The 21,315-nt window shown below is 71.6% G+C and carries 21 protein-coding genes and 1 pseudogene; 8 read left to right on the top strand and 14 right to left on the bottom strand.

All coding sequences use genetic code 11. The features are described from left to right. Position 1 precedes the first annotated feature (1 nt). From tal to pgl, 5 genes are all read left to right on the top strand, one after another. Positions 2-1,093: a transaldolase gene (gene tal / locus ABGB18_RS18155; RefSeq protein ID WP_347696685.1), complete on the top strand. Its 1,092-nt coding sequence runs from the start codon at positions 2-4 to the stop codon at positions 1,091-1,093. Beyond that, positions 1,093-2,706: a glucose-6-phosphate isomerase gene (locus ABGB18_RS18150; RefSeq protein WP_347696951.1), complete on the top strand. Its 1,614-nt coding sequence runs from the start codon at positions 1,093-1,095 to the stop codon at positions 2,704-2,706. The genes tal and ABGB18_RS18150 overlap by 1 nt, the downstream gene beginning before the upstream one ends. A gap of 1 nt (position 2,707) precedes the next feature. Beyond that, entirely contained in the window at positions 2,708-4,309 is a 1,602-nt protein-coding gene (gene zwf, locus ABGB18_RS18145; RefSeq protein WP_347696684.1) for a glucose-6-phosphate dehydrogenase, read from the top strand. A 79-nt stretch (positions 4,310-4,388) separates the two neighbouring features. After that, on the top strand, positions 4,389-5,303 hold the full coding sequence (gene opcA, locus ABGB18_RS18140; RefSeq protein ID WP_347696683.1) for a glucose-6-phosphate dehydrogenase assembly protein OpcA: 915 nt from the start codon (positions 4,389-4,391) through the stop codon (positions 5,301-5,303). A gap of 2 nt (positions 5,304-5,305) precedes the next feature. After that, entirely contained in the window at positions 5,306-6,079 is a 774-nt protein-coding gene (pgl, locus tag ABGB18_RS18135; RefSeq protein WP_347696682.1) for a 6-phosphogluconolactonase, read from the top strand. A 93-nt stretch (positions 6,080-6,172) separates the two neighbouring features. Here pgl and add read toward each other — a convergent pair whose 3' ends face one another. Then, on the bottom strand, positions 6,173-7,195 hold the full coding sequence (add, locus tag ABGB18_RS18130; protein WP_347696681.1) for an adenosine deaminase: 1,023 nt from the start codon (positions 7,193-7,195) through the stop codon (positions 6,173-6,175). Positions 7,196-7,293: 98 nt separating this feature from the next. Between add and ABGB18_RS18125 the strand changes: the two genes are divergently transcribed. Then, the gene (locus ABGB18_RS18125; protein WP_347696680.1) at positions 7,294-8,040 is read left to right on the top strand and encodes a class I SAM-dependent methyltransferase; all 747 of its coding nucleotides are present in this window, start codon (positions 7,294-7,296) and stop codon (positions 8,038-8,040) included. Here ABGB18_RS18125 and ABGB18_RS18120 read toward each other — a convergent pair. From ABGB18_RS18120 to ABGB18_RS18110, 3 genes are read right to left on the bottom strand one after another with little or no spacing between them, the layout of a single operon-like run. Next, the gene (locus ABGB18_RS18120; protein WP_347696679.1) at positions 8,020-8,676 is read right to left on the bottom strand and encodes a TetR/AcrR family transcriptional regulator; all 657 of its coding nucleotides are present in this window, start codon (positions 8,674-8,676) and stop codon (positions 8,020-8,022) included. The two genes, ABGB18_RS18125 and ABGB18_RS18120, sit on opposite strands and share 21 nt — an antisense overlap. Positions 8,677-8,688: 12 nt before the next feature. After that, on the bottom strand, positions 8,689-9,561 hold the full coding sequence (locus ABGB18_RS18115; protein WP_347696678.1) for an oxidoreductase: 873 nt from the start codon (positions 9,559-9,561) through the stop codon (positions 8,689-8,691). 33 nt (positions 9,562-9,594) lie between these two features. Next, the gene (locus tag ABGB18_RS18110) at positions 9,595-10,359 is read right to left on the bottom strand and encodes a hypothetical protein (RefSeq protein WP_347696677.1); all 765 of its coding nucleotides are present in this window, start codon (positions 10,357-10,359) and stop codon (positions 9,595-9,597) included. Positions 10,360-10,434: 75 nt separating this feature from the next. Here ABGB18_RS18110 and ABGB18_RS18105 point away from each other — a divergent pair. Further along, a pseudogene (locus tag ABGB18_RS18105) lies at positions 10,435-10,851 on the top strand (Clp protease N-terminal domain-containing protein); the annotation flags it as partial. A gap of 165 nt (positions 10,852-11,016) precedes the next feature. Here the strand turns inward: ABGB18_RS18105 and ABGB18_RS18100 are convergent. Further along, positions 11,017-12,042 (bottom strand): GNAT family N-acetyltransferase, encoded by a 1,026-nt coding sequence (locus tag ABGB18_RS18100; RefSeq protein WP_347696676.1) that lies wholly within the window; start codon positions 12,040-12,042, stop codon positions 11,017-11,019. Positions 12,043-12,141: 99 nt separating this feature from the next. Continuing rightward, positions 12,142-12,621, bottom strand: coding sequence for an anthrone oxygenase family protein (locus ABGB18_RS18095; protein ID WP_347696675.1), 480 nt, complete (start codon positions 12,619-12,621; stop codon positions 12,142-12,144). Positions 12,622-12,705: 84 nt separating this feature from the next. Here ABGB18_RS18095 and ABGB18_RS18090 point away from each other — a divergent pair, with 84 nt between their 5' ends. Next, positions 12,706-13,704 carry an AraC family transcriptional regulator gene (locus tag ABGB18_RS18090; RefSeq protein WP_347696674.1) on the top strand — a complete coding sequence of 333 codons (999 nt, stop codon included), beginning with the start codon at positions 12,706-12,708 and terminating at the stop codon, positions 13,702-13,704. Between the two features lie 26 nt (positions 13,705-13,730). Here the strand turns inward: ABGB18_RS18090 and ABGB18_RS18085 are convergent, their stop codons facing one another. The 8 genes from ABGB18_RS18085 to ABGB18_RS18050 form a co-directional block, all read right to left on the bottom strand. Beyond that, the gene (locus tag ABGB18_RS18085) at positions 13,731-14,258 is read right to left on the bottom strand and encodes an anthrone oxygenase family protein (protein ID WP_347696673.1); all 528 of its coding nucleotides are present in this window, start codon (positions 14,256-14,258) and stop codon (positions 13,731-13,733) included. 17 nt (positions 14,259-14,275) lie between these two features. Next, positions 14,276-15,046, bottom strand: a complete 771-nt coding sequence (locus ABGB18_RS18080) for an ATP-binding cassette domain-containing protein (RefSeq protein ID WP_347696672.1) — start codon at positions 15,044-15,046, stop codon at positions 14,276-14,278. Positions 15,047-15,066: 20 nt separating this feature from the next. Continuing rightward, on the bottom strand, positions 15,067-15,708 hold the full coding sequence (locus ABGB18_RS18075) for a hemerythrin domain-containing protein (protein WP_347696671.1): 642 nt from the start codon (positions 15,706-15,708) through the stop codon (positions 15,067-15,069). A gap of 216 nt (positions 15,709-15,924) precedes the next feature. Beyond that, positions 15,925-16,827, bottom strand: a complete 903-nt coding sequence (locus tag ABGB18_RS18070) for an alpha/beta hydrolase (protein ID WP_347696670.1) — start codon at positions 16,825-16,827, stop codon at positions 15,925-15,927. Further along, positions 16,824-17,300, bottom strand: coding sequence for an SRPBCC family protein (locus tag ABGB18_RS18065; protein ID WP_347696669.1), 477 nt, complete (start codon positions 17,298-17,300; stop codon positions 16,824-16,826). Before ABGB18_RS18065 ends, ABGB18_RS18070 begins: the two co-directional genes overlap by 4 nt. Positions 17,301-17,370: 70 nt before the next feature. Next, complete coding sequence (locus ABGB18_RS18060; RefSeq protein WP_347696668.1) at positions 17,371-18,861, bottom strand: FAD-binding protein; 1,491 nt, start codon at positions 18,859-18,861, stop codon at positions 17,371-17,373. Further along, a complete protein-coding gene (locus ABGB18_RS18055; RefSeq protein ID WP_347696667.1) occupies positions 18,858-20,402 on the bottom strand; it encodes an NAD(P)/FAD-dependent oxidoreductase in 1,545 nt (514 codons plus the stop codon). The genes ABGB18_RS18060 and ABGB18_RS18055 overlap by 4 nt, the downstream gene beginning before the upstream one ends. Beyond that, positions 20,399-21,295, bottom strand: coding sequence for a class I SAM-dependent methyltransferase (locus tag ABGB18_RS18050; RefSeq protein WP_347696666.1), 897 nt, complete (start codon positions 21,293-21,295; stop codon positions 20,399-20,401). The genes ABGB18_RS18055 and ABGB18_RS18050 overlap by 4 nt, the downstream gene beginning before the upstream one ends. Positions 21,296-21,315: the final 20 nt, after the last annotated feature.

Here is a 21,315-nt window from a genome sequence, read left to right as displayed (position 1 = left end):
GATGAGTGAGATCCTGAACAAGCTGTCCGGCCAGGGCGTTTCCATCTGGCTCGATGACATCAGCCGCGAGCGCCTGCGCAGCGGCAACCTGGAGCAGCTGATCCGCGACAAGAACGTGGTCGGGGTGACCTCCAACCCGACGATCTTCGCCAACGCGCTCAGCAAGGGCGACGCCTACAACGCCCAGCTCCACGACCTCGCCGTGCGCGGCGTGGACGTGGGCGAGGCCGTGCGCGCCATCACCACCTACGACATCCGCTGGGCCGCCGACGTGCTGCGCCCGGCCTTCGACGCCACCGGCGGCGTGGACGGCCGCGTCTCGCTGGAGGTGGACCCGCGCCTGGCCCGCGAGAGCGAGAAGACGGTCGCCGAGGCGCGGTCGCTGTGGTGGATGGTGGACCGGCCCAACCTGTTCATCAAGATCCCGGCGACCCTGGAGGGGCTGCCCGCGATCACGCAGGCCCTGTCGGAGGGCATCAGCATCAACGTCACGCTGATCTTCTCCCTGGAGCGCTACCGCGCGGTCATGGACGCCTGGCTGGCCGGCCTCGAGGCGGCCCAGGCCAAGGGCCTCAACCTGGCCACGATCGACTCGGTGGCCTCCTTCTTCGTCAGCCGGGTGGACACCGAGATCGACAAGCGGCTCGACAAGCTGGGCAAGCCGGAGCTGAAGGGCAAGGCGGGCGTGGCCAACGCCCGGCTGGCGTACGCGGCCTACGAGGACGTGATGAACTCCGAGCGCTGGCAGCGCCTGCGCGCCGCGGGCGCCCGCCCGCAGCGGCCGCTGTGGGCCTCGACCGGCGTGAAGAACCCGGAATACTCCGACACGCTCTACATCGACCAGCTCGTGGCCCCCGGCACCGTCAACACGATGCCGGAGAAGACACTCGACGCGACGGCCGACCACGCCAACGTCACCGGCGACACCGTGCGCCCGTACTACGAGCAGGCCTGGAACACCATGGCCGCGCTCAAGGACGCCGGCGTCGACTACGACGACGTGGTGAAGGTGCTGGAGGACGAGGGCGTCGAGAAGTTCGAGGCCTCCTGGAACGAGCTGCTGGAGAGCGTCACCAAGAACCTGGTCCCGTGATGGACGTCTCCTACCGCGACGAGGCGGTGGCCTCGGCCGCCGCCTCCGTCGCGGGGCGCCTCATCGCCGACGGCGTGCCCGCGCGGCTCGCCGGCGGCGACCCCACGCTGTGGGGCGAGGACGCCGAGGCGGAGGCGGCGCTCAGGCTCGGCTGGCTGACGCTGCCCCGCCGCTCCCGCGAGCTGCTGCCCGAGCTGGGCAAGCTCGCCGGGCAGGCCCGCGCGCAGGGCCTGACGAACGTGGTGCTGGCCGGGATGGGCGGCTCGTCGCTGGCGGCGGAGGTCATCTGCGCCACCGCCGACGTGCCGCTCACCGTGCTCGACACCTCTGACCCCGAGCAGGTGCGCCGCGCGCTGGACGAGCGGCTCGACGCCACGCTCGTGGTCGTGGCCGGCAAGAGCGGCACGACCGTGGAGACCGACTGCCAGTTGCGGATCTACGAGCGGCTGTTCGCGGAGGCGGGCATCGAGCCCGCCGGCCGTGTCGTGGTCGTCACCGACCCGGGCTCGCCGCTGGCGCGCCGGGCGGCCGAGGCCGGCCACCACCTGGTGCTCGCCGTGCCCGACGTGGGCGGGCGCTACTCGGCGCTGTCGGCTTACGGGCTGGTGCCCGCCGCGCTGGCCGGCGCCGACGTGGAGCGGCTGCTGGACGACGCCGAGGAGATCCTGCCGCTGCTGTCGCGCGACACCGGCAACCCCGGGCTCGACCTGGGCGCGGCGCTCGGCGGCTCGGCGCTGGGCGGGCGCGACAAGCTGGTGCTCGAAGACCGGCTCTCGGCCGTCAACGGGCTGCCCGACTGGATCGAGCAGCTCGTCGCCGAGTCCACCGGCAAGCAGGGCAGGGGCATCCTGCCCGTGGTGGCCGCCGACCCCAACGGCACGAGCGACGAGCTGGTCGTGGCGATCGAGTCAGATCCGGGCGACGTGCGGGTGGACGGGCCGCTGGGCGCGCAGTTCCTGGTGTGGGAGTACGCCACCGCCGTGGCCGGGCTGCTGCTCGGGATCAACCCCTTCGACCAGCCGAACGTGACCGAGTCCAAGGACAACACCGCTGCCCTGCTGGCCCTGCCCGACCTGCCGACCGGCGCGCCGGCCTTCGTGGACGGCCCCGTCGAGGTCTACGGCTCGCCGACGGCCAAGGACCTGCCCGGGGTGTTCGCCGAGGTGCTGCACGCCATACCCGCCACCGGTTACCTGTCGATCATGGCCTACCTGGACCGGGTGGCGGCGTTCGACGCCCCGGTGCCGGAGGGGGCCGACTTCGAGCAGATGACCGACGCCTGGATGATGGCCGACGCGGCGACGCTGCGGGCGCTGCTCGCGTTGCGTACCGACCGGCCCGTGACGTTCGGGTGGGGGCCGAGATTCCTGCACTCGACCGGGCAATATCACAAGGGCGGGCCGCAGAACGGGGTGTTCCTGCAGATCACCGGTGCGGTGACGGAGGACGTGCCGGTTCCCGGCAGGCCCTACACGCTGGGGCGGCTCCAGCTCGCCCAGGCGCTCGGCGACCTGGAGGCGCTCGAAACCCGCGGGCGGCCGACCGTACGCCTGCACCTGACCGACCGCGCGGCGGGAGTCGCGCATCTGCTCGCAGCCGCACAGGAGGCTTGAGATGACAGAACCTGCAGCACCCGCGGAGGACGCCGTCACCGCCGCGGCCGCCGTCGCGGGCACCGCCACCACCGCGGAGGTGCTGGCCGCCAACCCGCTGCGCGACCCGCGCGACAAGCGGCTGCCCCGGGTGGCGGGGCCGTGCGTGATGGTGTTGTTCGGCGTGACGGGCGACCTGGCCAAGCGCAAGTTGTTGCCGGCGATTTACGACCTGGGCAACCGGGGGCTGCTGCCGCCCGGCTTCTCCCTGGTCGGCTTCGCCCGGCGGGATTGGAAGGACCAGGACTTCGCGCAGTTGACGCACGACGCCGTCAAGGCGCACGCCCGGACGCCGTTCCGCGAGGAGGTCTGGAAGCAGCTTCGCGAGGGCATCCACTTCGTGCCCGGCGAGTTCAGCGACGACGGCGCGTTCGACGCGCTGGCCATGGCTCTGGCCGAGATCGACGAGACCCGGGGCACGGGCGGAAACTACGCTTTCTACCTGTCGGTGCCACCGAAGTTCTTCCCCGTGGTGGTCGAGCAGCTCAAGCGCACCGGCCTGGCCGACGCGCCGGAGGGCTCGTGGCGGCGGGTGGTCATCGAGAAGCCGTTCGGCCACGACCTGCGCTCCGCGCACGAGCTGAACGAGATCACCACCTCGGCCTTCCCGGAGAGCTCGATCTTCCGGATCGACCACTACCTGGGCAAGGAGACCGTCCAGAACATCATGGCGCTGCGGTTCGCCAACAACCTCTATGAGCCCATCTGGAACCGCGGCTATGTCGACCACGTGCAGATCACCATGGCCGAGGACATCGGCATCGGCGGGCGCGCGGGCTACTACGACGGCATCGGCGCGGCCCGCGACGTGATCCAGAACCACCTGCTCCAGCTCCTCGCCCTGGTCGCGATGGAGGACCCCACCTCCTTCGACGCCTCGGCGCTGCGGCGGGAGAAGGAAAAGGTGCTCAAGGCCGTGCGACTGCCGGCCAACCTGGGGCTCAACACGGCGCGCGGCCAGTACTCCGCGGGGTGGCAGGGCGGCGAGAAGGTCGTCGGCTACCTTCAGGAAGAGGGCATCTCGGGTGACTCCACCACCGAGACCTACGCCGCCGTCAAGCTGGAGATCGCCAACCGGCGCTGGGCGGGCGTGCCGTTCTACCTGCGCACCGGCAAGCGCCTCGGCCGCCGGGTGACCGAGGTGGCGGTGGTGTTCCAGCGGGCGCCGCACCTGCCCTTCAGCAAGGACGACACCGAGATCCTGGGCCAGAACGCGCTGGTGATCAGGGTGCAGCCGGACGAGGGCATCACGGTGCGGTTCGGCTCCAAGGTGCCCGGCACGGCCATGGAGGTACGCGACGTCTCGATGGACTTCGCCTACGGGGAGTCGTTCCTGGAGTCGTCGCCGGAAGCCTACGAACGGCTGCTGCTGGACGTGATGATCGGCGACCCGCCGCTCTTCCCCCACCAGCGGGAGGTCGAGCTGTCGTGGAAGATCCTCGACCCGATCGAGGAGTTCTGGGCCACGCAGGGCCAGCCCGAGCCGTACGAGTCCGGGTCGTGGGGGCCGCCGTCGGCCGACGCGATGATGGCCCGCGACGGGCGCGTGTGGAGGAGGCTCTAGTGAGCGAGCGCCCGAGACCCACTGGTTTCACACCGGCCGGCACGCGATCGACTGGCCCGCGAACGACGAAGGAGGGGTCGTGACGACGTTCATGTTGTCGGACACGACGGCCGGGAAGATCTCGGCGCAGTTCACGCACCTGCGCCACCAGATGGGCGCGCCCGCCATCGGCATGGTGCTCACGCTCGTCGTGGTGTCCGAGGAGCGCCACCAGTACGACGCCCTGCGCGCGGCCACCGACGCCGCCCGCGAGCACCCCTCGCGCATCATCGTGGTGATCACCCGCGAGGCGGAGGAGCCGGTCCGGCTCGACGCGGAGCTGCGCATCGGCGAGTCCACCCCCGGCGAGGTCGTGGTGCTGCGGCTCTACGGCGAGCTCACCCAGCACGCCGACTCCGTGGTCAGCCCGCTGCTGCTGCCCGACACGCCGGTCGTGGTGTGGTGGCCGGGCGCCGCCCCGGACGCGCCGGCCAAGGACGCCATCGGCGCCCTCGCGCAGCGGCGGATCACCGACGCCAGGGGCTTCGACCACGGCGGCGTCAAGTCGCTGGTGACCAGGGCCAGGGGCTACGCCCCCGGCGACACCGACCTGGCCTGGTCCCGGCTGACGCCGTGGCGCAGCCTGCTGGCCGCCGCGTTCGACCAGCCGGTGGGCAAGGTCCGCAAGGGCGTGGTGGAGGCCGCCGCCGGCAACCCGAGCGCCTCGCTGCTGGCCGCCTGGCTGTCCGACCGCCTCGGGGCGCCGATCAAGGTCACCGAGTCGGCCGGGCCCGGCCTCACGGCCGTGCGGCTGCAGCTCAGCGACGGCGAGCTGGCCGTGACCAGGACCGACTCCCGGCTGGCCACCCTGTCGCGGCCCGGCCAGCCGGACCGGAACGTGGCCCTGGCCCGGCGGCAGACCTCGGAGCTGATGGCCGAGGAACTGCGTAGACTCGACAGTGACGAGATCTACGAAGCGGCGGTCAAGCGTTTCGCCAGGACGTACAAAGGATGACCGTGAGCGTTCCCACCGTGGTCGTGCACCGCGATGCCGACGTCCTGGCCAAGGCCGTGGCGGCCCGGATCATCACGCGCCTGGTCGATGTGCAGTCGGCCAAGGGCTCGGCGTCGATCGTGCTGACCGGTGGCACGGTCGGCCTCGCCACGCTCGCGGCCATCGCGGCGACACCCGCCCGCGACGCCGTGGACTGGCGGCGCCTGGACGTCTGGTGGGGTGACGAGCGCTTCCTGCCCACCGGCGACGAGGAGCGCAACGAGACCGGTGCCCGCCAGGCCCTGCTGGACCACGTGGACGTGGACCCGGAGCGGGTGCACGTCATGTCAGGCCCCGACGCGGGCATGACGGCCGAGGAGTCCGCCGACGCCTACGCCACCGAGCTGCGCAAGGCCGCCCGGCCGGAGGACCACGGGCCGGTGCCGAGGTTCGACGTGATGCTGCTCGGCCTGGGGCCGGACACGCACGTGGCCTCGCTGTTCCCGGGCATGCCCGCGCTCTACGACACGCGGCCGGTGGTGGCGGTGCACGGCTCCCCCAAGCCGCCGCCGACCCGCATCTCACTGACCCTGCCCACCATCCAGGCCGCGCGCGAGGTCTGGGTGGTGGCGGCCGGCGCGGAGAAGTCGGGTGCCGTACGCATGGCGCTGTCGGACTCCGGTCCCTTCCAGGTGCCCGCGGCGGGGGCGCGGGGCCGGGGGCGGACGCTGTTCCTGCTGGACCGGGCCGCGGCCGCCAAGATCCCCCTGGAGCTGGGCCGTCCGTCCTCCCCCTGAGTCGCCTTGACGCGGCTGGGCGAGCGGCGGGCGGCTCCCGGCCGGTCGCCGGGTTCGCTTGGGCGCCCGTCGTCCGGCCGTGGCCGTGGGTTCTCAGGCGCCGGTCGCGAGGAGATCGTCGATCTCCTTGAGCAGCGCCTGCTTGCGCTCTCCGGGCAGGTAGGAGGCCTGGACGCCGTTCCTGGCCAGGTCGGCCAGCTCCTTCCGGCCGAAGCCGAAGACGCCGGCCGCCACGCGGTACTCCTGGGCCAGCGTGGTGCCGAACATGGGCGGGTCGTCGCTGTTGAGCGTGACGTACAGGCCCGCCTCCAGCATCCGGGGCAGCGGGTGGTCGCCGATGGCGGCGACCTGGCCGGTGCAGACGTTGGAGGTGGGGCAGACGTCCAGGGGGAGCTGGGTGTCGCGCAGGTGGGCGACCAGGCGCTCGTCGGCCAGGCAGTTGATGCCGTGGCCGATGCGCTCGGCGCCGTAGCCCTCGATCACCTCCCAGATCGTCTCGGGGCCGGACATCTCGCCGCCGTGCGGGACGCTGTGCAGCCCGGCCGCGCGGGCGGCGGCGAAGGCGTCCCGGTAGGCGGCCTGGTACTTCACGCGTTCCTGCTCGATGCCGCCGATGCCGAAACCTACCAGCGCGGCGGGAGGTTCCTGGAGGGCGTGCTCGACGGTGATCCTGGCGGCCTCCTCGCCGTACTCGCCGGGGATGTCGAAGATGTAGGTCATCTCGACGCCGTGCTCGTCCAGGGAGCGGCGGGCGGCCAGGTCCAGCGCCTCGGTCACCTCGCGCATCGGCATCCCGACGATGTGGTGGGCGTAGGGGGTGACCTGGAGCTCGGCGTACCGGCCGCCCTGCCCGGACAGGTCCCTGGCCAGGCCGAGGACCAGGGTGGCCACGTCCTCGGGCTCGCGCACCAGGCTGTTGACGGTCCGGTAGATCTGGGCGAAGTGCGGGAAGTCGCGGAAGGTGTAGTAGCGCCGCAGTTCCTCCTCGCTCGTGGGGACCTCGCTGCCGGGGTGGCGGCGCGAGAGTTCCAGCACGGTCGGGATCGAGGCCGAGCCCACCAGGTGGACGTGCAGCTCGACCTTGGGCAGCGCATCGATGAAGGCGTCGAGGGTCATGGCGACGACCTTACGAGCGATATTTCCCGAAAAACCAGCTTTTGAGGCGTAATTTCACATCGAATTGTTAGGTTCTTGGGCTGGGTTACGCTAGGCGGGTGACCAACGCCGAAGCTTACGACCGCGGCTTCGCCCATCTCAGCTCCCACACCGTCGGCCCGCTCCTGGCCATCGCCCGAGACAGTCTCGCCCCCCGCCTGCTCGATGTCGGTTGCGGCACCGGCGTGGTCACGGCGGCGGCGCTCGCCCTGGGCGCCGAGGTCACCGCCGTGGACGCCGACCCCGTCATGCTGGAGCTGACCGCCCGGCGCCACCCGTACGCGACGATCCGGCCGGCCGTGCTGCCCGACCTGCCGTTCGAGAACGAGGTTTTTGACGCCATAGCCGGAAATTTCGTCATCAACCACGTGCCGGACACCGGCAAGGCGCTCAAGGAGCTGCGCCGCGTGCTGCGCCCGGGCGGGACGATCGCCCTGACCTGGTGGAAGGCCGACGAGATGACCGCCACCAACGTCTTCGCCGAGGCCATCGCCGCCGCCCGGATCCCCTATGAGCCGCCCTCCCGCCCGTTCACCGCCAACGACACGCCGCGACGTTTCATCGCCCTGCTGGAGGAGGCGGGCTTCACGCGGGCGGCCGTCGACACCGTGCGCTGGCGCCACCACGTGGACCTGGCGACCTGGTGGACCGACGTCGTGCAGGCGGGCGGCCCGCGCTTCGGGATGATCGGCAGGCAGCCGCCGGAGACCGTGGAGCTCATCAGAGCCCACTACACCCGCCTGGCCGCGCCCTACGCGCGGGAGGGCTTCCCGGTCTGCGCCTACTTAGCGCACGCCGTTCGCTGACCCATCCGGCGACCCGTCCGCCGGCCCCTTCACCGACCCATCCGGCGACCCAACCGCCGGCCCCTTCACCGACCACGCCTCGGTCAGCGGCATCAGCACGTCGTTCACGGACCGCTCGACGAAACCCACGTCGAACGGCGGCCCGGCGAAGATCATCTGGTGCCACACCAGCGCCTCGGCCACCGCGAAGAGCCGCCCGGGATCGACCGGCCCGGCCAGCTCCCCGCGGGCCAGGGCCCGCTCCAGCAGGGCCCGCACCCCGCCGAGATCCCTGGTCGGCATGTGCGCGCGCAGCGTCCGCGCCAGCTCCTGGTGGGACACCAGCGTCGAGGACAGCCCCATGATCAGCGTATGCTTGCGCTCCACCAGCTCGCACAGCCCGTGGAAGACCGAGGTCAGGTCGCCGCGGAGCGAGCCGGTGTCCGCCACCGGCGGCGTGTCCATGTCGAACCGCCGGCAGATGACGTCCACCACCAGCTCCGGCTTGCCCGCCCAGCGCCGGTAGATCGTGGCCTTGCTGGCCCTGGCCCGCTTGGCGATCTGGTCGACCGACATCCGGTCGTAGCCGACCTCCGACAGCAGCTCCAGCGTGGCATCGAGAATGGCCCTGTCGCGCTCGGGGTCGAGTGAAGCCAACGTGCGAATCCTTCAGTGGTAGGCGATCTCCTCGAATCGTACGCCCGTCAGCTCGGTGGACACCTCCCAGAGCCGCCGGGCGACCTCCTCGGAGCGGGCCTCGGCGGAGGGTGTCATCAGGTTGAGCTTGGGGCCGACGAACTCGCCGCCGTGGATGTCGGGTGAGGTCGCGGCGTAGAGCGAGGACACCGCCGCGGCCTCCGCCGACCTCAGGAACAGGCCCGCGAGGGGCCGCAGGATGCCCAGGTTGAAGAAATTGGTGGCGGTCGCGCCGGGGTGGGTCGCCGCGGTGGTCAGGTCCGCGCCGGCCCGCCGGGCGCGCCGCTGCAGCTCGAAGGTGAACAGCAGGTTGGCCAGCTTGGAGCGCCCGTACGAGCTCACCTTGCCGTAGCCGCGCTCCATGCCCAGGTCGTCGAAGTCGAGCCGGCCCATCCGGTGCGCGTCGCTGGAGACGTTGACCACGCGGGCGCCGGGGGCGGCGAGCAGCCGGGGCAGCAGCAGTCCCGTGAGCGCGAAGTGCCCCAGGTGGTTGGTGCCGAACTGCAGCTCGAAGCCGTCCTTCGTGAGCCGTCTGGGGATCATGCCGACGCCGGCGTTGTTGACCAGCAGGTCGACCCGGTCCACACCGGCGGCGAAGCGCCGGACGGAGTCCAGGTCGGCCAGGTCGAGCTCGCCGAACTCCACCTGCGCGCCGGGCACCGCCCGCCGGATCTCCTCGACCGCGGCGCGGCCCTTGCCGGGGTTGCGCGCGGCCACGACGACGCGGGCGCCGTGCCTGGCCAGCTCCAGTGCGGTGGGCAGGCCGATGCCGCTGTTGGCGCCGGTCACGATGGCCGCCTTGCCTGTCAGGTCGGCCATGTCGGCGGGGGTCCAGGATGCCATCATCACTCCCAGGTGTACGAAACCGTTTCGTACACTCTAGACCTCCAGCCGCCGCCGCGCGTGCCTTTCCTCGCGCTGCGTGACCTCCAGCCGCTGCCTGCTCTCGTCGAGCCGCTTACGCGCCTCGGCGAGCCGCCGCTCCAAACCGGCGACCTCCTCCGCGCGCTCGTCGTGCTCCTTCGTGGCCGCCGCCAGCGCCTCGCGCCACTCCCGGTGGGCGGCCTCGGCCTCGCGGCGTTCCCGCGCCCGCGCCTCCTCACGCGCCTCCTCGCGCCTCCTGGCCTCCTCCGCCGACTCCTCGGCGGACTTCCTGGCCGCCGCGGGCCGCCGCCGGGTCACCGGAGCCGGGGTGAAGCCGCTGTAGCTGAGCGGCTTGACCAGGCGCCCGGCGCGGACCTGCGCGGCCGCCTCGGCGTCCACCACGGCCGCCTCCAGGGTCTGGTCCACCTCGGCGCCCACCGCCGCCGACAGGTCGCCTGCCTGCCGCACGAGCCGGCCCAGCCTGGCCGTGACCTCCCCTCGGCGCCGGGTCAGCTCGGCCAGCGCCGCGGCGTCCTGCTCCTCCCAGGCCGCGCGCAGCCGCTCGCCCACCTCCAGCAGCCGGGCCAGCTCCTCGGGCTGTTCGCGGGCGACCCGGTTGACCGCCGCGGCGGACACCGTGGGCCTGCGGAGTTTCGCGATGTCGCGCGACAGCCGTACGTCGCCCGTCTCCTTGGCCGCGCGGGCCTCCGCCGCACGTGCGGCGGTGAAGTCCGACGGCGGCAGCGAGTAGAGCCTGTCGGCCACCTCGTCAAGATCCACACAGGACAAATACCCCACACAGCCGATTTTCTAGCGCATAGTGGAGGCAGCCCCCCAGTCGAACGGAGGCCCCTGGTGTTCGAACGTTTCACCGACCGTGCTCGGCGGGTCGTCGTCCTCGCCCAGGAGGAGGCGCGGACGATGAACCACAACTACATCGGCACGGAACACATATTGCTCGGCCTCATCCACGAGGGAGAGGGACTGGCCTCGCTGGTCCTGGAAAACTGCGGGGTGCGGCTCGACCACGTACGCGGGTTCGTCGCGCGCGAGGTGGGCAGCGGCGCCAAGTCGCCCGGCGGGCACATCCCGTTCACGCCGCGCGCCAAGAAGGTCCTGGAGCTGTCGCTGCGCGAGGCGCTGCAGATGCGCCACAACTACATCGGGACCGAGCACATCCTGCTGGGACTGATCAGAGAGGGCGAGGGCCTGGCCGCCCAGGCGCTCGCCGACGCCGGCGCGGACCTGGCCGACGTACGGCAGCGCCTGCTCGACCGCGTGGGCCACGGCTCGAAGGAACGACCGGCCACCGAGATGTTCTTCGGCGGCGGCGCCGGGCTGAACGAGCGCCTCGCGCAGATCCAGGAGAGCCTGGAACGCATCGAGCGCCACCTGGGCACCCTTCCGAGCAAGGGGGACGAGGAGCGGGACGAGGGCCTAGGCTGAGGCCATCGCGCCCACCGGCAGCCTGGCCTCGACCACGCCGGGGTCGTCGGTGTAGCCGAGTGTGGCGCCCAGGGAGACCAGCAGCCTGCGCATCGTCGCGTTGTCGGCCAGCATGGTGGCCTTGACCTCGGCGTATCCCAGGTCGCGGGCCGCCCGTACGACCATCCTGGCCAGCGCGGTGCCGAGCCCGCGCCCCTGCCAGCGGTCCTCGACGAGCAAGGCCATCTCGGCGATGCCGGGATCCGGGGTGAACACCAGGTTCGCCATCGCCACGACCTGCCCGTCGTGCCCGGCGACCAGCGAGTGCCCCCGGCTCCGGTCACAGAGCCGGTCGAACATCCGCGGCGGCAGCGCCGGCATCGAGGTGAAGTAGCGGAACCTGCGCGACTCGGGCGAGCACCTGTCGTGCAGGTCGCGGACGGCCTCGCGGTAGATCGCGGTGAGCGGGCGGATCGTGACCTCCACCCCGTCGGAGAGCTTGATCCCGCGCTCCGCCGCGGCGCCCTGGTCGAGGGCCGGCCGGGCGAGGCGGGTGAAGGCGGCCGCCCGGGCCGCCTCGGTCAGCGTGAACGGCAGCTCCGCGCGGCGCAGCCGCACCGCGCGGCGGGCCGCCACGGGCACGACGAGCTGGGTGGGGTCGGGAAGATCACTCACCGCCTCACCATAGATCCACCGGGCGTCGTCCGCGCGTAGCAACTCGGCCAGCAGCTCGGGCAGCCGCCACGGCATCGCCCGGAGCCGGGCGGCCAGCAGCAGCGCCCTGGTGGGCTCGTCGGTCAGCTCGTGTGCGGTGGCCGCCACCACCTGGACCCGGCGCCCGCCGGCAGCCTCCAGGGCCTCTCGCACGGTCTCGGCGCCGGCGGGGATGTCGGCGACGAACTCGTCCACGGTGCCGTCATGGTCGGACTGCACGCTCAGGCCGAGGATGTTGCCGCCCCTGGCGGCCAGGGCCGAGGCGAGTGAGGCCAGCCGCCCGGGCCGCTCGTCCACTGTGGTCCGGATGCGCAAGAATCCCATGGCTCCGAGCATGCCTGGCGGCTGTTACGGGACCACTAACGGCGTGTTTCCCGAGCCTATTTATCCTGATTTTTCACTTAAAACCAACATATTTCCGGTTCACTCCACCGTGAGCAGCGCCCAGCACAGGCAGGCGAACGCGGCCACGGACGTCAGCGTACGCAGCAGGTTCCAGCGCACCCATGGCCCCTCGAAACGGCGGCGCACCACCGCCCCGTCGGCCATGCGATCTGGCTGCCCGGCCGCGTCGAGGCGGTTGTTGAGCGGGATGTTCGCGCCGAACGTGATGAGCAGCGTCACCACGTACAGCACTCCCCCGGCCACCACGCCGGGAGCGAAGCCCCGCCCCGCCCGCCAGTCCAGCATCAGGACCACGCCGAGGAACACCGGGGCGCCGAGGAAGGCCAGGGCGAACCAGCCGTTCTGGATCGCGGCGTTGATCCGCTGCATGACCTCGATGAAGACGCGGTCGCCCGTGCGGCGCAGCGCGAGCATGACGCAGATGGTGAATGCGTAGAACAGCCCGGCGATCAGCCCCGTGGCGACGGTGGCGAGCACCAGCGTCACGTCGTACAGCATTGCGGGGTCCTTCCCTGAATCAAACACTTAGACGATTATTGCCAATATATGGCTATTCTATACGCAAGCGTCTACGATCAGATCATGGGCACACTGACTGACGACACGTTGACGGGCATGCTGCAACGGCCGCGGGCGCAGGGCGCCTTCCTGCTCAGGACGGTCATGGACCCGCCGTGGTCGTTGCGCATCGAGGACCGCGCGCCGCTGTCCCTGATCACGATGATCCGGGGTGAGGCCTGGCTGGTTCCGGCCGGCGGTGAGCCCGTGCCGCTGCGGCCGGGTGAGGTGGCCATCGCGCGGGGGCCGGAGCCGTACACGATCGGCGACTCGCCCGGCACGCCGCCGCACATCGTGATCCATCCCGGCCAGCGCTGCACCACGCTGCGCGGCGAGGAGCTGCGGGAGTCGATGAACCTCGGGGTGCGCACCTGGGGCGAGCGGCCCGACGGGGCGGCGCTGATGCTGAGCGGGACGTACCAGATGCACAGCGAGATCGGCAAGCGGCTGCTGGCCGCGCTCCCTCCCCTGCTGGTCAGGCCCGCGGAGGCCGGTGACACGGCGCTCATCTCGCTGCTGGCCGAGGAGACCGGCAAGGGCGAGCCGGGGCAGGCGCTGGTGCTGGACCGCATTCTCGACCTGATCCTGATCAGGATGCTGCGGTCGTGGCTGGCCAGCCCGGGCGCGGGCGCCCCCGCCTGGTACCGCGCACAGCACGACCCGGTGGTCGGGCCCGCGCTGCGCCTGATGCACGAGGGGCCGGACCACCCCTGGACGGTGGCGGAGCTGGCGGCCCGCACCGGGGTCTCGCGCGCCGGGCTGGCCCGTCGCTTCACCGAGCTGGTGGGCGAGCCGCCCATGAGCTACCTCACGGGATGGCGGCTCGCCCTGGCCGCCGACCTGCTGTGCGAGTCGGACACGACGATCTCGACGGTGGCCAGGAAGGTGGGCTACGGCAGCTCGTTCGCCCTGAGCGCGGCCTTCAAGCGGGTGCGCGGGATCAGCCCGCAGGACTACCGCAGGCGGATGCTCGCCGGCCCGCTCGGGGCGGGCGAACCCGACCGCCTGCTGGCCTACGCCTGACCCCGCGGGGCGGCCGGGCCGCTCGGTCACGCCCGCTCGCCCCGGCCCTGCAGCGTCAGGGAGCGGGCCAGGCAGGCCAGGGCCAGGGTGCAGGCCAGGCCGCGGACGTTGTTCGTGACGTTCCAGAGGCCCTCGAAGTTGTCGCGGGCGGCCGTGAAGTCCTCGGCGGCCTTGGCCAGCTCGTCGTTGAGCGGCACGTTGACGCCCATCGTGATGGCCAGCGCCACGATGTACAGGGCCAGAGCCGCCAAGGTCCAGCGGGCGGCGGCCCGCAGGCCCATCCGATACTGGGCGATGGCGGCGGCAACAGTGAGGACGAAAGCCCCGGAGAACGTCAGGCCGAAGAGGGGGTTCTCGATCGCCTGGTTGATCCGGTTCATCACCAGCACGAACGCACGATCGTCAGCCTGGGCCAGCCCCGGCATCACCGACACCGAGAAGGCATAGAACAATCCGGCCATCAACCCCATCGCCACCGTGGCCAGCCACAACAGAGGTGAGGCCCAGCCACGCTTGGGAGGAGCGGCCACCGGGCGCCGAGCAGTGTATGTCATGACGTCAGCCCTCTTTCTCATCGCAAGGTTTCTCGTTGCAAGGTTTCTCGTTGCAAGGTTTCTCGTTGCAAGGTTTCCCGGCGCAAGGTTTCCCGGCGCAGGGTTTCCCGGCGCAAGGTTTCCCGGCGCAGGGTTTCGCGTCGTGAGGGAAGGACGTTCACGTGGTCGCAGAGGGAGGCCACTTCGGCGCGGTCGCGTCCGGCGTAGATGAGGGCCAGGCCGTCGTCGCGCAGCCGGGCCAGGGTGAGCAGCAGGCGCTCCCTGCTGTGTGGGTCGATGCCGCGCCCGGGCTCGTCCAGGACGAGCAGCCGCGGCCGGCCGAGCAACGCGACGGCGAGGCTGAGCTGGCGCAGGACGCCGCCCGGGCAGGCGCCCACCGGGGTGTCGGCGTGGCGTTGCAGCCCGGTCAGGGCCAGGACCTCGCCGACGTGGTCCTCGCGCTGCTCCTGGGGGACGCGCGCCAGCCTGGCCCAGAAGCGGACGGTCTGGGCGACGGTGAGCGAGGGGACCGTGGCCACGTTCTGGGCGACGTAGCCGATGGACCTCCGCAGCGGGTGGATCTCGTCGATCGGGCGGCCGTCCAGCAGCACGCTGCCGCGATCGGCCGCCATGAGCCCGCTGGCGATCCGGATGGCGGTGGTCTTGCCCGACTGGTCGTCGCCGGTGAGGCCGTGGGCCTGGCCGGCGTGCACGTCGAAGGACATGTCGTCGATCACCAGTTGCGTGCCGAAGCTGTGGCGGATCCTGCGGCAGGACAGAACGAGGTCACTGTTGGGCGCGGTGCGCATGCGTCCTCCATGATCGGATGTCACCACCAGCGCCTCGTGTGGTAATAGCGCCAGTGCAGCACCGTGGAGCCGAGCAGCCGGACCGGCGGCGGCACGGTGGCCGAGACCTTGGCCGCGGCCGCGGGGTCGGCCTCGTCGAGCATCCACGGATACAGGAAGGTCAGGACCCCGAACGGGGCGCGGGCGAGCACGCGCCGCTCGATGGACAGGTATTCGGGGGCGCCGATCCGGCCGAAGGCCGGGAACACCAGGGCCTCCTCCAGCCGCAGGTGCTCCAGGACGAGGTCCTCGAACCAGCGGGCGGCCGGCAGCAGCGAGGGGCGGTGCCCGCCGGGGGCCAGGACGCCCGTCATGGCCTCCATGGCCTGGTCGAGTGCCACGTGGTCATGGGCCATCGCCTTCTCGTCGGCGGCGAATCCCGGTACGCGGCGGCGCAGCTCCGGCCAGACCACGTTGTCCTCGCTGCGGTGATGCCAGTCGATGACCTCGCGGACCTGCCGCCACCAGTCGGCGACCCGGGGAAGCGCCTCCTCCGGCAGGGTCGGGGCGAGAGTGACGAGCCTGCGGGCGTCGCGCCGCATCGCCACGTGCATGAGAGCGAAGCCGAGCAGGTGGTCGGGCAGCCCCGCCACACCGTGCTCGCTTGACGTCGGGATGTTCACGTCAGCATCTCCCTGGTGTCCGTAAGCGGTCCGGCCCCTTTCTGTCATGATGATCAGTCAAGCCCGGCGGCCCGAGATGATCCATAGTCAGGAGGCTCAGCCGCATGCGCGGTCGTCTCAGGCCCGGTCTCAGGCCCGGTCCCAGACCCCCGTCTCCGGCCCCATCTCAGGCCCTGTCTCAGGCCCTGTCTCAGCGCCCTGTCTCAGCGCCCTGTCTCAGCGGTCCGCGAGTTCGGTGACCGCCATGACGATCCGGCCGGGGGCCTCCAGCGGCAGGGTGTGCCCCGCGCCCGGCACCCGTTCGAACCGGGCGTACGGCAGCGCGGCGGCGACCGCCTCACCCAGCTCCGGATCGATGATCTTGTCGGCGTCACCGGCCAGGACGAGCGCGGGAACGGTCACCGAGGCCAGCTCCCGCCGCAGGTCCATCCCTCGCGAGCAGGCGAAGCAGGCGGCGCGCACCTCTCCGGGAAGGTCGGCGAACATCCGCCGGTTGGCCTCCGCCGCGGCCTTGGGCGCCCCGGGCGCCATGGTCTGGCGGAGCAGGAGCCTGCCGAGCGCGGGCCGCTTCAGCGCCCAGCCGAACAGCGGGTTGCCCATCATCTTGACCTCGCCGTCGGGCGTGTCCTGGCCGTGCGCGGCGGTGCCGAGCAGCACCAGGCCGCGCAGCCGGGCGGCGGCCCGCTCCGGGTCGGCCGCCGCGTACGCCATGGCCGCGAATCCTCCGCCGGAGTGCCCGGCGACGACGACGTCTTCGGCGTCGCCGCCGGGCGGCGCGGCGGACAGCACCGTGGCGAGGTCCTCGGCGAGCCTGCGCACGCCGATGGGCTCGCGGCCCAGGGTGGAGGCGCCGTGGCCGCGCTGGTCATAGGTGACCACCGCGTGGCCCTGCCTGACCAGGCGCTCGGCCACCGGCCGCCACATCGGGCGGGCGGCCGCCCAGCCGTGGGCGAGCACGACCGTCACGCGGCTCGGCCCCTCCTGGGGGAGGAACACGCTGGTGGCGAGCCTGGCGCCGTCATCGGTGGCGACGAACCGAACGGCGGCCCCAGCGGTCCTGGCGCTCCCGGGGGCTCCGGCGGTCCCGGTTCCGGAGGTCCCAGCGGTCCCGGCGCTCACCGGGGGCTCCCGGCGAGCAGGGCGTTGAGGTTGGCGAAGGCGTCCTGGGTGGCCTTGGAGTGCTGCAGCCCGATGTCGGCGACCTTGGCCAGCAGCCGCAGCCCACCCTGGGGGGCGGCGCTGAAGCGCAGGGACAGGCGGGTGCGCCGCCCGCCGTCCACCGGGTCGAGGACGAACTCCGCGCTGCCGCGGAAGGCGCCGTCCACGTACTCGGTGGCCAGACGCCTGCCGGGGTCGACCGCGCGGGTGCGGCTGGTGAAGCGGAGCTTCATGCCGCCCTTGTCCACGCCCTTGGTGTGGACGGTCCACTGTGTCTCGCCGCCCACCTGGTCGGGCGGCACCGCGCCGGGCGCGAAGGTGTTGTGCGGGACCCACCAGCGGGCCGCGCCGCGCAGCTCCGCCACGAGCGCGGCCCACACGGCGTCGGGTGTGGTGTCGATGAACGCGTCGTCAATGAGGTCGTAGCCGTTCATGGGGCCTCCCTGCGGCCGGGCCCCGGCTGTCCGGTCACAGCGATGGCCCGGCCGGGTGTGAGAAGGACGGTCAGGCGAAGAAGCCCTGGCCGGGGGTGAGCACCCCGGCGGGGTCGTAGAGGCGCTTGGCCATGGCGAGCCGGTCCCAGTTCGCGCCGAAGTGGCGGCGCCACTCCGCGGCGGTCATGCCGGGGATCGCGCCGACGAGGTAGCGCTTGCCGCCGAGCGCGACCGCCCTGTCGTACAGGCGGCGGTTCTGCTCAAGCATGCGCTGGATGCCCTGCTCGCCGGGGTTCGGGAAGCGCAGCAGGTCGAACAGGTACGCCACCGGCTCCGACGGCATGGCGAACATCGGCCGGGTGAGCTTGCTCTTGAAGAACGGATAGAAGAGCAGGAACCCCCCGCCCAGGTCGGCGGCGGTCAGCTCGGCGGCCGCCGACTCGACGAACTCGCGCACCCGCGAGGCCGGGAGCACCAGGCTCAGCCAGGGCTTGGGCCCCTCCCAGTAGCCGCCCTCCTTCAGGAACGCCTCGAAGGGGTCGAGGCGGAAGGCGTAGTCGCGGTAGGCGTAGTCGTCGGCCGTGAGCGAGGCCCGGTCGTCACGCAGGCCCGCCAGCAGGGCGTCGCGGTCCGGCGTCTCGGAGGCCGCGTGGTAGGCCACCGCCTCGATCTTGTAGCGCCAGCCGGAGTCGTCGGCCTTGCGCACGATCTCCCCGGCCTGCCCGTCGAAGGTCCCCTCGGCCAGGATCTTCTCCCCGTCGGCGAGGTAGGTGGCCAGGTCGTCGTAGTAGAGGCCGAGCACCAGGGCCCGCTCGGGGGCGCGGACCAGCTTGACCTTCGCCCGCACGATGATCCCGACCTGGCCGCCGCCCGCGAGCGCGGCGTTGAACAGGTCCGGCCGGAGCGAGGCGGAGCACGTCAGGAGGCTGCCGTCGCCGACGACGATCGTGAGCTCCTCGACGAGGTCGCACTGCAGGCCGTACTTGGCCACCTGGCCGCCGATGCCGCCGACGCTGATGGTGCCGCCGACGGACAGGTGCAGGTAGTCGGTCAGCGCGGGCGGCGTCTTGCCCTTGGCCAGGGCGGCGTCGGTGAGCTGGGCCCAGGTGACGCCGGCGTCCACGTCCGCGCTGCGGTCGTCGATGCTGTGGATCGTGGACAGGGACTTGGCGTCGATCGCGATGCCGCCGTTGACGCCGGCCTGACCGTAGGAGGAGTGCGACTCGATGTCCGCGCCGCTGCCGGCCTGCCCGTTCATGGCGATCTTGATGCGGTTCTCGGTGGCGTAGGCCACCATCTTCTGCACGTCGCGGACCGAGCCGGGCCGGAACACGGCCTTGGGCGAGGTGGTGACCAGGCCGCCGAAGTCCTTGCCGAAGCTGCCGAGCACGTCGGCCGAGCTCTCCAGGGTGCCGTCCAGCCTCGGCACGCGGGCCAGGCCGGAGGCGTCCATGGTGGCGGCGCCGGCCTCGGTGACCCATAAGCCGCCGGCGACGCTCCAGCCGACCACGGCGGCCGCGCCGCCCTTGAGCAGGCCGCGCCTTGTCACCGCACCGGTCATCGAACTTCTCCTCTCATCGCCGGCGCCCCCGCGGAGGTCGCCAGCCGGTACGAAGCGGCGTCGAACCTCTTGGTCAGGCCGCGGAAACGCCAGGTGTAGGTGGGCCAGATGGAGGGGTTGGCGCCCTTGTCGTCGAGATACCAGCTACGGCACTGGCCGGCGTTCCAGACGGTGCCGGACAGGCGCTCCTCCAGCCGGTCGTTGAAGCCCTGCTGGGCGGCGGCACGTACCTCGACGCTGGCCAGGCCGCGCTTGTCCATCTGCCGCAGCGCGTCGATCACGTATCCGATCTGCGCCTCGATCATCACGGTCTGGGACGAGTGGCCCAGCGTGGTGTTGGGGCCCAGCAGCATGAACAGGTTCGGGAACCCGGCCACCGTGGTGCCCACGTAGGCCGACATGCGCACGCTCCACGCCTCGGCCAGCCGCACCCCGTTCACGCCCTGGACGCGCCGGGCGATCGGGCGGTCGGTCGCGCGGAACCCGGTGCCCAGGATGATGGCGTCGACCGGGCGCGCGTGGCCGTCCTCGGTGATGACGGCCCCGTCCTTGATCTCGCGGATGCCGTCGGTGACGACCTCGACGTTGGGCTGGGTGATGGCGGGATACCAGTGGTTGGAGAACAGCAGGCGCTTGCACGCCACCGAGTAGTCAGGGGTGAGGCGGGCGCGCAGCTCGGGGTCCTTGACGTGCTGCTGGAGGTTCTTGATCGCCATCCCCTTGATCGTCTTTTCGGCGATCTTGGGGCTGGACATCATGAAGGCCAGCACCTCGCGGCCCCACTTGTTGAAGTTGCGCCGGAAATTCTGGTAACCGGGCAGGGAACGCCGCCTCCACCGCTCGCCGGGTCCGATGACCTTGTCGGCCTTGGGCGCCACCCACGGCGGGGTGCGCTGGTAGAGGTCCAGGTGGGCGACCTCGGGCTGGATCTTCGGCACGAACTGGATGGCCGAGGCGCCCGTGCCGATCACGGCCACCCGCTTGCCGGTCAGGTCGTAGTCGTGATCCCAGGTGGAGGAGTGGAACACCCTGCCTTCGAAGTCCTTCAGGCCCGGGATGTCGGGGATCGCCGGGTCGCTGAGGTAGCCGGTGCCTGTGACGAGGACCTGGGCGGTGTACTCGCCCTGGCTGGTCTCGATGTGCCAGCACCGCCGCAGGTCGTCCCAGCGCGCGGCCAGCAGGTCGTGGCCGAAGCGGATGTAGGGCCGCACCCCGAACCGGTCGGCGCAGTCCCGCAGGTAGGCGAGGACCTCGTCGCGCTTGCCGAACGTCGTCGACCAGTTGGGGTTCTGGGCGAAGGAGAAGGAGTAGAGCAGTGACATGACGTCGCAGGCGCAGCCCGGGTAGGAGTTGTCCCGCCAGGTGCCGCCCACGTCGTCGGCCCGCTCGAAGACCAGGAAGTCGTCCATGCCCTCCTGCAGCAGCCGGATGGCCGTGCCGAGCCCGGAGAAGCCGGCGCCGATGACCGCGACCTTGACGTGGCGCAGGTCCCCGCCTCCGCCCGCCGCCCGCGCGGGGCGCTCGGAGTCGATCGTCGTCACCGGGTCTCTCCCTCCCGGCGCGTCAGCACCATCCGGAAGTTGTTGAAGATCCCGTCTTCGAGGGTGTAGGCGAAGATGTCGAGATACCGCTCGAAGCGCGCCACCACCTCCTCGTTCTCCAGCTCCACGGCCTCCGCGCGGCGCTCGGCCAGGTTCTCCAGCCAGGCCCGGCAGGCCCTGCTGAACGACTCCCGCTCGTTGCGGATCTCGGTGACCTCGAACAGCCCCTCGCAGGTGGCGGTGAGGTGGTGCAGGTGGGGGATGTAGCAGCCGGGGAACTCCTCCCGCTGCAGGAACTTCAGGTCATCGATGATCTGGCGGGTCAGCGGCGGGTTCTCGACCGTCATGACGTGCATGACCAGGCGGCCGCCCGGTTTGATCAGCCGATGGCACTGGGTGAAGAATTCGCGGAAGCGGGCCACCCGCTCGCGCGGGGTCAGGCTGGACAGCACGAAGTGCTCGAGCGCGTTGACGCAGAACGCCGCGTCGTAGGGCTCCTCGGCGCGGTGGTCCTCCCAGCTCTCGACCCGTACGTCGATCTTGGGGTTGCCGAGGCCGTCCACGAACTCCTTCTGCGTACGGCTCAGCGTGACGCCGACCGCCCGGTCGACGCCGTGCACGGTGGTCAGCCGGTCGAGCATGGTGCCCCAGCCGCTGCCGATGTCGAGCACCCTGGCCGCGCCCGCGGCGCCGGCGAGCTCGACGAAGGTGTCGAGCTTGCGCTCCTGCGCCGTCTCGTGCGCGGCGCGGAGGTCCTCGCCGTCCTCCCAGTACCCGCCGGAGTACATCATGGCCGGGCCGAGCAGGAGGCGATAGAACGCGTTGCTCACCTCGTAGTGGTGCCTGATCGCCTCGACCTCGGGGTTCACCGGCCTGTTCATGACCGTCGTCATCTCTCGCTCCGTCTCATCGC

It is taken from the genome of Nonomuraea sp. B12E4 (assembly GCF_039871825.1).
GTDB lineage: Bacteria > Actinomycetota > Actinomycetes > Streptosporangiales > Streptosporangiaceae > Nonomuraea.
This window is presented reverse-complemented; position numbering and strand designations above follow the sequence as displayed.

What these genes read in the sequence shown, in the direction of transcription:
- add (WP_347696681.1), bottom strand. Translation starts at nt 7,195, where the DNA reads ATGACCCTCGACGCCTTCATCGATGCGCTGCCCAAGGTCGAGCTGCAC.
- ABGB18_RS18080 (WP_347696672.1), bottom strand. Translation starts at nt 15,046, where the DNA reads ATGCGCACCGCGCCCAACAGTGACCTCGTTCTGTCCTGCCGCAGGATC.
- ABGB18_RS18150 (WP_347696951.1), top strand. Translation starts at nt 1,093, where the DNA reads ATGGACGTCTCCTACCGCGACGAGGCGGTGGCCTCGGCCGCCGCCTCC.
- ABGB18_RS18065 (WP_347696669.1), bottom strand. Translation starts at nt 17,300, where the DNA reads ATGAACGGCTACGACCTCATTGACGACGCGTTCATCGACACCACACCC.
- ABGB18_RS18100 (WP_347696676.1), bottom strand. Translation starts at nt 12,042, where the DNA reads ATGGGATTCTTGCGCATCCGGACCACAGTGGACGAGCGGCCCGGGCGG.
- ABGB18_RS18085 (WP_347696673.1), bottom strand. Translation starts at nt 14,258, where the DNA reads ATGACATACACTGCTCGGCGCCCGGTGGCCGCTCCTCCCAAGCGTGGC.
- ABGB18_RS18050 (WP_347696666.1), bottom strand. Translation starts at nt 21,295, where the DNA reads ATGACGACGGTCATGAACAGGCCGGTGAACCCCGAGGTCGAGGCGATC.
- ABGB18_RS18060 (WP_347696668.1), bottom strand. Translation starts at nt 18,861, where the DNA reads ATGACCGGTGCGGTGACAAGGCGCGGCCTGCTCAAGGGCGGCGCGGCC.
- ABGB18_RS18115 (WP_347696678.1), bottom strand. Translation starts at nt 9,561, where the DNA reads ATGATGGCATCCTGGACCCCCGCCGACATGGCCGACCTGACAGGCAAG.
- tal (WP_347696685.1), top strand. Translation starts at nt 2, where the DNA reads ATGAGTGAGATCCTGAACAAGCTGTCCGGCCAGGGCGTTTCCATCTGG.
- zwf (WP_347696684.1), top strand. Translation starts at nt 2,708, where the DNA reads ATGACAGAACCTGCAGCACCCGCGGAGGACGCCGTCACCGCCGCGGCC.
- ABGB18_RS18090 (WP_347696674.1), top strand. Translation starts at nt 12,706, where the DNA reads ATGGGCACACTGACTGACGACACGTTGACGGGCATGCTGCAACGGCCG.
- ABGB18_RS18095 (WP_347696675.1), bottom strand. Translation starts at nt 12,621, where the DNA reads ATGCTGTACGACGTGACGCTGGTGCTCGCCACCGTCGCCACGGGGCTG.